The sequence below is a fragment of the Rhizobacter sp. P3_B12 genome, from assembly GCF_056402895.1.
This window is the reverse complement of sequence record NZ_JBFUGN010000139.1, coordinates 1-9,727: the sequence shown is the minus strand read 5'-3', so window position 1 is coordinate 9,727 and position 9,727 is coordinate 1. Positions and strand designations below refer to the sequence as shown.

General features: G+C 69.7%; 9 protein-coding genes. 4 read left to right on the top strand and 5 right to left on the bottom strand.

The features are described from left to right. Both AC1D01_RS10330 and AC1D01_RS10325 read left to right on the top strand, forming a co-directional pair. A partial coding sequence (locus AC1D01_RS10330) for an aminopeptidase (protein ID WP_477865946.1) occupies positions 1 to 252 on the top strand: 252 nt, incomplete at its 5' end. Positions 253 to 270: 18 nt separating this feature from the next. Continuing rightward, complete coding sequence (locus AC1D01_RS10325; protein ID WP_477865945.1) at positions 271 to 606, top strand: polyhydroxyalkanoic acid system family protein; 336 nt, start codon at positions 271 to 273, stop codon at positions 604 to 606. Positions 607 to 618: 12 nt separating this feature from the next. Here AC1D01_RS10325 and AC1D01_RS10320 read toward each other — a convergent pair whose 3' ends face one another. Continuing rightward, positions 619 to 1,776 carry an acyltransferase family protein gene (locus AC1D01_RS10320; RefSeq protein WP_477865944.1) on the bottom strand — a complete coding sequence of 386 codons (1,158 nt, stop codon included), beginning with the start codon at positions 1,774 to 1,776 and terminating at the stop codon, positions 619 to 621. Continuing rightward, positions 1,773 to 2,030: an acyl-CoA-binding protein gene (locus tag AC1D01_RS10315; RefSeq protein ID WP_477865943.1), complete on the bottom strand. Its 258-nt coding sequence runs from the start codon at positions 2,028 to 2,030 to the stop codon at positions 1,773 to 1,775. Before AC1D01_RS10315 ends, AC1D01_RS10320 begins: the two co-directional genes overlap by 4 nt. 105 nt (positions 2,031 to 2,135) lie before the next feature. Between AC1D01_RS10315 and AC1D01_RS10310 the strand changes: the two genes are divergently transcribed. Next, positions 2,136 to 3,575, top strand: coding sequence for a wax ester/triacylglycerol synthase family O-acyltransferase (locus AC1D01_RS10310; protein WP_477865942.1), 1,440 nt, complete (start codon positions 2,136 to 2,138; stop codon positions 3,573 to 3,575). 24 nt (positions 3,576 to 3,599) lie between these two features. Here AC1D01_RS10310 and AC1D01_RS10305 read toward each other — a convergent pair whose 3' ends face one another. The 3 genes from AC1D01_RS10305 to AC1D01_RS10295 all read right to left on the bottom strand — a co-directional run bounded on the left by AC1D01_RS10305 (position 3,600) and on the right by AC1D01_RS10295 (position 7,980). After that, positions 3,600 to 4,715: an ABC transporter substrate-binding protein gene (locus AC1D01_RS10305; RefSeq protein ID WP_477865941.1), complete on the bottom strand. Its 1,116-nt coding sequence runs from the start codon at positions 4,713 to 4,715 to the stop codon at positions 3,600 to 3,602. Between the two features lie 128 nt (positions 4,716 to 4,843). Next, the gene (locus tag AC1D01_RS10300) at positions 4,844 to 5,947 is read right to left on the bottom strand and encodes an ABC transporter substrate-binding protein (protein ID WP_477865940.1); all 1,104 of its coding nucleotides are present in this window, start codon (positions 5,945 to 5,947) and stop codon (positions 4,844 to 4,846) included. A gap of 146 nt (positions 5,948 to 6,093) precedes the next feature. Further along, entirely contained in the window at positions 6,094 to 7,980 is a 1,887-nt protein-coding gene (locus AC1D01_RS10295) for a PAS domain-containing hybrid sensor histidine kinase/response regulator (protein ID WP_477865939.1), read from the bottom strand. Positions 7,981 to 8,255: 275 nt separating this feature from the next. On the opposite strand from AC1D01_RS10295, the gene AC1D01_RS10290 reads away from it, so the two are divergent. Continuing rightward, positions 8,256 to 9,727, top strand: a 1,472-nt coding sequence (locus AC1D01_RS10290) for an excinuclease ABC subunit UvrA (RefSeq protein WP_477865938.1), incomplete at its 3' end; no start/stop codon positions are given.

Below are 9,727 nucleotides of genomic sequence, written 5' to 3'. Positions count from 1 at the left end.
GCGCTGAAGGCCGGTGCGTGGCAGGGCTACGCCGGCTACGACAACTGGTTCGCGCGCGCGAACAATGCATCGCTGGGCGTGCTGGCGGCCTACAACGAGCTGGTGCCGCAGTTCGAGCGGCTGTTCGAACGCGAGGGCCGCGATTTCGACCGCTTCTACGCCGAGGTGCGCCGCATTGCCGCGTTGCCGCGCGACGAACGGCGCGCGACACTGGCCGCCGGCGCCACCGTGGCGACCACGACGACCCCATAAGGACCCGAGGAGACCGACATGCCCGACATCCACATCCACCGCGACCACGACCTGGGCCTGGCCCGCGCACGCGAGATCGCATGGAAATGGGCCGAGGAGGCCGAGAAGAAATTCGAGATGGAATGCACCGTGATCGAGGGCGAGGACAGCGACACGGTGGAGTTCACGCGCTCCGGCGTCAGCGGCGAGCTGGTGGTCGCAGCCGATCACTTCGACCTGCAGGCCAAGCTCGGCTTCCTGATGGGCGCCTTCGCCGGCACGATCCAGGGCGAGATCGAGAAGAACCTGGATGCGCTGCTGGCGGGGGGCAAGGCGCCGGCGAAGAAGGCGGCGGCGAAGAAGAGCAAGGGTTAGCCGTCTCGGCGGTCAACGCGCGGCAGCCGGTGTGCCCTGCGTCGATCCGCCTGGCGCATCGAACTGCCGCGGCACCCACCGATCCCGCCACCGCATGAACGGCGTCTCGACCAGCCTGAACAGCAGCCAGCCGCCCAGCAGGCAGGCCGCCGAGATCACGACGACCAGCAGCGGCGCCGGAAGCGCCCACGGCTTGAGCTGCCGGTTCACGATGAACGCGATCGGCTTGTGCGTCAGGTACAGCGCGTACGACCACAGCGCGAGCGAGGCCGCGCCCGGCACCCGCCAGCGCTGCAGGGGCGAACCGCGGCTCAGCGCGCCGAGCAGCAGCAGCGCCCAGGCCATCGCCATCAGCGAGTAGCCGAAGCCGCTCATCAGGTAGCCGTACCCGTAACCGTCGATCTCGTAGAAGTTCATCAGGCCCCACAGCATCGCGAGCGTCGCGGCCAGCCCGAGCCCGAACAGGGCCTTGCCGTGCTGCATCAGGCGCGCCCAGGCCTGCGGGTGCCCGTTCTTCAGCAGCGCGAGCGCGACGCCGGGCAGGAACTCGTCGAGCCGCGACAGCGAGCCGTAGTACACCGTCGGGTAATAGCGCTCGATCGCGCCGCCGGCCTCGCGGCCGTACTGCAGCCACAGCGCGCTGCGCCACGCGATCGCCGCCAGCACCAGCGCCGCGATCAGCGCCCAGGCCAGTGCCCGCTGGTGCCGCAGCCGCGTCACGCCCCACAGCGCCAGCGGCAGCCCGAGGTAGAACTGCTCCTCGATGCACAGCGACCAGGCATGCGAGAACGCGGTGCCCGGCTGCAGATCGATGTTCTGCGTGAAGGTCAGGAAGCGCCACAGCGGCGGCGGCTCGCGCCCGCCCATCACCGCCGGCAGCAGGAAGTACAGCGCCAGCACGACCCAGAAGTTCGGCAGCGTGCGCAGCGCGCGCCGCGCATAGAACGCGCCGAACGACAGCCGGCGCTCCTGCAGCAGCCCGCCCAGCAACTGGTTGGCGATCAGGTAGCCGCTGAGCACGAAGAACAGGTCGACGCCGGTCCAGCCGATCGCGCTGGCCCAGCCGAAGGTGTCCTGCCCGCTGACGAATACCCGGTAGTGGTAGGCGAAGACCAACAGGATCGCCAGGGCCCGCAGCGTGTCCAGGCCGGGCTGGCGATCGCGGGTCATTCCTTCAGCGATTCGATCAGGTCGACGTACTCCTGCATCGCCTCGTCGGCCGGCTTGCCCTTGACGGCATCCCAGGCGTCCCACTTGGCGCGGCCGACCATGTCGGTGAAGCCGGGGCGCTTGCCGTCGACGTCGCCGCTGCTCGCCTGCTTGTACAGCGCGTAGATCTTCAGCAGCGTCATGTTGTCGGGCTTCTCGGGCAGGTTCTTCGAGTCGGCCACGGCGGCTTCGAACAGGGTCTTGAGGTCGGCCATGAATGTCTCCGGGGATGCTTGGGTGAAAGTCGGCATTGACGCGGCGAATGTTACCCATCATCGTCGCTCGCACAACAAGATTCATCCCCCCAGGAGACCTCGACGATGCCCACCTCCACCCACGTCGCCGCCCAGCGCATGTCCCGTGTCGACACCGCCTGGCTGCGCATGGACAACGACGTGAACCTGATGATGATCGTCGGCGTCTGGCTGCTGCAGCCGGCCATCACGCACGCCGCGCTGTGCGAGCGCGTCGAAGACAAGCTGCTGAAGTACGGGCGCTTCCGCCAGAAGGTGGTCGAGGACGCGATGGGCGCGAGCTGGGTCCACGACCCCGCCTTCGACCTGCAGCGCCACGTGCTGCACGAGCCGCTGCGGCGCGCGCGCGGCCAGTCGGCCCGCCAGGCGCTGCAGGAACGCGTCGCCGAACTGAGCAGCACGCCGCTGGACCGGGCCCACCCGCTGTGGCAGTTCCACCTGGTCGACGACTACGAGGGCGGCAGCGCGCTGATCGCCCGCGTGCACCACTGCATCGCCGACGGCATCGCGCTGATCTCGGTGATGCTGTCGATCACCGACGGCGGCCAGGACCCGCCGCCGCGCCGCACCCGTGGCAAGGCGGATGACGAAGAGGGTGATGCCGATTGGCTTTCCGACGCGGTCGTCAAGCCGCTGACCGACCTGACCGTCAAGGCGATCGGCATGTACGGCGGCGGCATCGCCAAATCGATGGAGATGCTGGCCCATCCGCAGCAGCCGCTGCTGGGCTCGCTCGACATGGCGCGCACCGGCTACCAGGTGCTGAGCGACGTGGCCGCGCTCGCGCTGATGCCCGACGATTCGCCGACCTCGCTGAAGGGCACGCCGGTCGGCCGCAAGCACGTGGCCTGGGGCGAGCCGATCCCGCTCGACCAGGTGAAGGCGATCGGCCGCGCGCTGAACTGCTCGGTCAACGACGTGCTGCTGGCCTGCGTGGCCGGCGCGATCGGCGGCTACCTGCGCGCGCGCGGCGAGAACCCGGACGGGCAGGAGATCCGCGCGATGGTGCCGGTGAACCTGCGCCCGCTCGAGAAGGCGCACCAGCTCGGCAACCGCTTCGGGCTGGTGCCGCTGGTGCTGCCGATCGGCATCGGCAACCCGGTCGAGCGCGTCTACGCGGTGCGCGCGCGCATGACCGACCTGAAGGGCAGCTACCAGCCGCTGCTGGCGTTCGCGGTGCTGTCGGTGGCCGGGCTGCTGATCAAGCCGGCCCAGGATGCGCTGCTGAACCTGTTCGCGAAGAAGGCGACCGCGGTGATGACCAACGTGCCGGGGCCGGCCGTGCCGCTGAAGTTCTGCGGCTCGACGCTGCGCCAGACGATGTTCTGGGTGCCGCAGTCCGGCCACATCGGCGTCGGCGTCAGCATCCTGAGCTACGGCGGCGGCGTGCAGTTCGGGCTGGTCACCGACGATGCGCTGTGCAACGACCCGCAGGCGATCGTCGAGCGCTTCGAGCCGGAGTTCGAGAAGCTGCTGATGGTGACGCTGATGCTGCCGTGGGAATGACGCGGCTGCATCCGGTCGCACGGATCACCGGCGGAACTTGCCGTCGTTGCCGATGATGGACAGGTCGGCGAAGTCGAGCCCGGTGTGGTCGGTGGCGCTGTAGCTGATCTCCATGCCGCCCATGTCGTAGCGGGTCAGGCCGTTCAGCGCGGCCACCAGCCGCTCGCGCGTCGGCGCCGGGCCGGCGCGGCGCAGGCCTTCGACCAGCACCTTCGCGGCGGCGAAGCCTTCCATCATCGCGGGCGAGATGCCATCGAGCTTGCGGGCCCGCGCGAGCTCGAGCGCTTCCTTGACGATCGGCGACGCGATCGAGCGCTCGTACGGGAACACCTGCGAGACGATGGTGCCGCGGCCGTTGACCCCCATCATCTTGATGAAGCCGCTGGCCGCGTTGTTCGACAGCGTCACCACCTGGGCGGCGGAGCCGGCATGGCGCAACGCCATCGTGCCCTCGGCCACCGCACTCGACGAGCCGATGAACAGCACCGCCTGCGCGCCCGATTTCGCGACCTTCGGTGCCAGCGTGCTGAAGTCGGGCCTGCTGCGATCGAACTTCTCCAGCATCACCGGCTTCTTGCCGATCGCATCGAAGCCGGCCATGGCGCCCTGCACCGCATCGGCACCGAAGCTGTCGTCGGCCTGCAGCACCGCGATGCGGTCGACGCTGACCAGGCTCAGGTGGCGGATCGTGCGCTCGGCCTCGCGCTGGTAGGTGGCGCGCACGTTGAAGACGTAGGGCTGCAGCGGCTTGTGCAGGGCCATCGCACCGGTCGACGGCGCGATCATCGGCACCCGGTGTTCGTTGAGCAGYGGCAGCACGGCCTGCGCATTCGGCGTGCCACGGCCGAGGAACAGCGCCAGCACGTTCTTCTCGACGATCAGCTTCTTCGCGTTCTCGGCGCTGAGCTGCGGCTCGAACTTGTCATCGAGCGAGACCAGCTGGATCGGCTGCCCGTGCACGCCGCCCTGCGCATTGACCCAGTCGAGGTAGAGCTTTGCCCCGTCGGTGTTCTCCTTCACGCCGGCCGCCGCCGGGCCGGTGAAGCCGGAGGTCTGTCCGACCAGGAGCTGGGCTGCGGCGGGGGCGCCGATCGACATCATCGTGGCCGCCAGGGCCAACGCACCGAGGTACTGCTTCATCAGGTGTCTCCGCTCTGTCTGTGAACACAAGGAAATCCATGGTTTCACGGGCAGGGCGGGCGTGCCTGCGTGCAGTACGCCTGTCTGCGTGTCACGCCCTCAAGGGCGTGACGTGCTGCGCGAAGCGCTCAGCGACGGAACTTGCCGTCGGATCCAATGATGGAGAGATCTGCAAAATCGAGACCGCTGTGGTCGCTCGTGCTGAAGCTGACCTCCATGCCGCCGATGTCGTACTTGTGCAGGTTGTTCAGCGCCGCGAGCAGCTTGTCGCGCGTCGGCGTGCCGCCGCCGCGGCGCAGGCCTTCGACCAGCACCTTCGCACCGGCAAAGCCTTCCATCATCGCGGGCGACACCGCCTCGAAGCCCTTGGCCTTCGCGAGCTCCGTCGCTTCCTTGACGAGCGGCGACGCGATCGAGCGCTCGTACGGGAACACCTGCGTGACGATCACGCCGCGCGCGTTGTCGCCCATCAACGTGATGAAGCCGCTGGAGGAGTTGTTCGACAGCGTGACGATCTGCGCCGGGCTGCCGGCATCGCGCAGCGCCTTCGTGCCTTCGGYGACGACGGCCCCGGAGGCGATGAACAGCACGGCCTGCGTGTTCATCTTGACCAGCTTCGGCACGATCGCGCTGAAGTCGGGTTTCGCACGGTCGAACTTCTCGACCGCGGCCGGCTGCTTGCCGACCGCGGTGAAGCCGGCCGCGGCGCCGACGACGGCGTCGACGCCGAAGCTGTCGTCGACGTGCAGCACCGCGATGCGCTCGATGCCGATCAGGCTCAGGTGGCGGATCGCGCGCTCGGCCTCGCGCTGGTAGGTGGCGCGCACGTTGAAGATGTACGGGTTGACCGGCTTGTGCAGCACCATCGCGCCGGTCGACGGCGCGACCAGCGGCACCCGGTACTCGGCCAGCAGCGGCGCGATCGCCTGCGTGTGCGGCGTGCCGCGCACCAGGAACAGCGCGACCACGTTCTTCTCGGTGATCAGCTTCTTCGCGTTCTCGGCCGCGAGCTTCGGATCGAACTTGTCGTCCATCGAGACCAGCTCGATGCTCTGGCCGTTGATGCCGCCGCGCGCATTGATCGCGTCGAAGTACATCTTCGCGCCGTCGGTGGTCTCCTTGACGCCGGCGGCGACCGCGCCGGTGAAGCCTGCCGTCTGGCCGATCAGGATCTGGGCGGCCGCGCTGGCCGCGAGGCTGGACAAGGCCAGCACGCAAAGAAGCTGCTTCATGGTGTCTCCGGTTTCTTCTCTGGATCGTTGGCCGTGTCGACGACTCTGTCCCAACCGCGCACGGCAGGGCGGGATGTTTTCACACGCAACGGCCGCGCGAGCACGTCAAGTGGACGAAATGTCCACCCAGTCGCATTCGGCGCGACTTAGTTCGCGGTCGGCCCGCCTTCGTCGTCGCTTGTCAGCCCGGCGTCATCGGGGCGCCATTGATCCAGCACCGTGCGCAGGCTCTCGAACTGCATCGGCTTGGTCAGGTGCTCGTCCATCCCGGCATCGAGGCTGGACTGCCGGTCGGCGGCCAGCGCATGCGCGGTCAGCGCGACGATCGGGAAGGCGGGCAGGGTGCCGTCGGCCTGCATCGCGCGCAGCCGGCGCGTCGCCTCGACGCCGTCCATGCCCGGCATCTGGATGTCCATCAGCACGAGGTCGGGCGCCTTCTCGAGGCAGTGCGCGAGCGCCTCTTCGCCGCTCGCGGCGACGCTGACCTTCATGCCCAGCACCATCAGCATCTCGCGCGCGACCAGCTGGTTCAGCGGGTTGTCCTCGACCACCAGCACGTGCATGCCGGGGCGCATCGGGGTCGACGGCTCGGGCCGTGCCGGTGCCGGGCGGGCCTCGGGGCTGGCGACGGTGCGCAGCTCGGCCGGCGTCAGCGGCTTCAGCAGCACCGCCATGCGGCTGCGCGCGGCGCGCTCGAGCAGCACCGGCTGGTGGAAGTCGGGGCGCAGCAGCAGCGTGACGCGCGTGCCGTCGGGCAGCGCCYGGCGCAGCGCTTCCAGGTCGCTGCTGTCGTCGAGGCCGTCCTCGGCCAGCACGACGCAGTCCGGCAGGCGGCCGCCGAGCCGGGCGCGTTGCGTGGCCTGTGCGAGGTCGGGGATCAGCTCGGTGGTCCAGCCCAGGCGCTCGATGCGGCGCGGCAGCCACGGCGAGGTCGTCGCGCCGCGCACCACCAGCCAGGCATGGCCGGGCGGGTGCGGCGCGGCGGCCGGCTGGGCCGCCGCCGCGAGCCGCAGCTCGACGGTGAACACCGAGCCGCGGCCGGGCTGGCTGGTGGCCGTCACGCGGCCGGCCATCAGCGCGGCCAGCTTGCGCGTGAGCGACAGGCCGAGGCCGGTCCCGCCGTGCTGGCGGCGCGCGCTGTTGTCGCCTTGCTCGAAGGGCTTGAACACGCGCTCCAGCGTGGCGTCGTCCATGCCGGTGCCGGTGTCGTGCACCTGGATGCGCAGCAGCCACGGGCCGTCGGGCTGGGCCCGCACCTCGGTGACGAGCGCGACATGGCCTTGCGCGGTGAACCGCGTCGCGTTGGCCAGCAGGTTCGAGACGATCTGGCGCACGCGCGCCGGATCGCCCTGGAAGCGCGTCTGCTCGCCGAGGTAGTCGTACAGCATCGTCAGCTTGCGCTCGCGCAACTGCGGCATGAAGCCGCGGCAGGTCTCGGCCATCAGCTGCGCGAGGTCGAAGGTCTCCATCCGCAGCGCAAGCTCGCCGGCCTCGGCGCGGGCGTAATCGATCACGTCGCCGAGCAGGCGCAGCAGCGCCTGGCCGGACTGCTGCGCCAGGTCGAGGTAGCCGCGCTGCTCGTTGTGCGTGGCCAGCCGCTGTGCCAGCTCGGTCATGCCGAGCACCGCGTTCAGCGGCGTGCGCAGTTCGTGGCTCATGTGGGCCAGGAAGGCGGCCTTGGCCTGGCCGGAGGCCGGGTCGCTGTCGACCTCGCGCAGGCTGCCGGCCAGCCGGGTGGCCGGCCCCGTGCCGTCGGCGGTGGCGCGCATGCGCACCTGGAACCAGCGCGGGCTGCCGTCGGCCGTGCGCAGGCGCAGCCGGCCCTGCACGTTGCGGCCCGGCGCGCGGATCGCCGCGCCGACCAGCGCATCCCAGTGCGCCCGGTCCGGCGGGTCGACCTGCGCACGCAGTGCGGATGGCTCGTCAGCCAGCCCGGGCCCGAGCAGGTCGCGGCAGCGCGGCGAATGCCAGGCCTGCGACGGCTGGAGCGACGTGAGTTCGTGCTCCCACACGCCCTCGCCGACGACATCCATGAGCCGCGTGGCGCGGCTGCTGTCGGGGTGGACGGGCGGGAGAGGTGGAACGGCTGGTGTTTTCATGACGCCACGCGCAGACGGCACGCGTGAGAGCGTCGCGCATGGTAGCCAATGGGCCCCGTCCGGGCAATGCGCCTCGCGTGTCCGATCTGTTGCTGCGGGTCAGACCGGTTGCCGGCGGCTACTGACTGCTGCTGACCAATGGCCCGCGGATGCGCTCACCCGTCGCGGCTCCCTAGAATCTTCGGCTCCGCATTCCGAAAGCCCTCCCCATGTCCGGTGTCATCCGCATCCGCGGCGCCCGCCAGCACAACCTGAAGAACCTGGACCTCGACATCCGCACCGGCGAGATGACGGTGGTGACCGGGCCGTCGGGTTCGGGCAAGTCGAGCCTGGTGTTCGACACGCTGTACGCCGAGGGGCAGCGGCGCTACGTCGAGACCTTCAGCGCCTATGCGCGGCAGTTCCTCGACCGCATGGACCGGCCGGCGGTGGACCGGGTCGACGGCGTGCCGCCGGCGATCGCGATCGACCAGACCAACCCGGTGCGCACCTCGCGCTCGACGGTCGGCACGATGACCGAGCTGAACGACCACCTGAAGCTGTTGTATGCGCGGGCGGGCGAGCTGTTCGACAAGCAGACGGCGCAGCCGGTGCGGCATGACACGCCGGAGACGATCTACGCGGAGCTGATGAGCCGGACGGCGCTGGGCGATCCGCGCCTGGTGGTGACCTTCCCGGTCGAGCTGCCGGCCGTGACGACGCCGGAAGAGATCGAGCAGTGGCTGGCGGCCAGCGGCTTCACCCGCGTGCAGGCCGAGCGCGAGGTCGCGACGCCGACCGGGCCGCGCAAGGTGCTGGACGTGGTGGCCGACCGCTTCCGGCTGCAGAACACCGAGAAGGTGCGCGCGGTCGAGGCGATCGAGACGGCGCTGAAGCGCGGCAGCGGGCGGGTGAATGTCTATGTGGTGGCCGAGGAAGGCGAACCGGCACTCTGGCGTTTCTCCACCGGCCTGCACTGCCCCGACAGCGACCTGCGCTACAGCGAGCCGCAGCCGGCCCTGTTCTCGTTCAATTCGGCGATGGGCGCCTGCGAGACCTGCCGTGGCTTCGGCCGCGTGATCGGCGTCGACTGGGGGCTGGTGATCCCGGACCACCGCAAGACGCTGCGTTCCGGCGCGATCAAGACCATCCAGACGCCGGCCTGGAAAGACTCGCAGGACGACCTGCTGAAGTACGCCGCCGAGGCCGGCATCCCGCGCGACGCCGCCTGGTCGCAGCTGAGCGAGGCGCAGCGCGACTGGGTCATCAACGGCTCGCCGCACTGGAGGGGCAACTGGAACAAGCAGTGGTACGGCATCAAGCGCTTCTTCGAGTACCTCGAATCGAAGTCGTACAAGATGCACATCCGCGTGCTGCTGTCGAAGTACCGCAGCTACACGCCCTGCACCACCTGCGGCGGCGCGCGCCTGAAGACCGAGGCGCTGCTGTGGCGCCTGGGCAGCCAGCCCGATGCCGATGGCGTGCTGCCGCCCGAAAAGCGCTTCCTGCCGCAGGGCACCGCCTGGTCGCGCCCGCAGCTCGAGGCGCTGCCCGGCCTGACGGTGCACGACCTGATGCTGATGCCGATCGAGCGCATCCGCCGCTTCTTCGACGGCATCACGCTGCCCAGCACGATGCTCGATGACGCGCTGAAGCTGCTGCTCGACGAGATCCGCACGCGACTGAAATACCGGTGCGATGT

Bases quoted from the DNA above. Each gene is read 5' to 3' on its own strand.
- AC1D01_RS10325 (WP_477865945.1), top strand. From the start codon at position 271: ATGCCCGACATCCACATCCACCGCGACCACGACCTGGGCCTGGCCCGC.
- AC1D01_RS10320 (WP_477865944.1), bottom strand. From the start codon at position 1,776: ATGACCCGCGATCGCCAGCCCGGCCTGGACACGCTGCGGGCCCTGGCG.
- AC1D01_RS10315 (WP_477865943.1), bottom strand. From the start codon at position 2,030: ATGGCCGACCTCAAGACCCTGTTCGAAGCCGCCGTGGCCGACTCGAAG.
- AC1D01_RS10310 (WP_477865942.1), top strand. From the start codon at position 2,136: ATGCCCACCTCCACCCACGTCGCCGCCCAGCGCATGTCCCGTGTCGAC.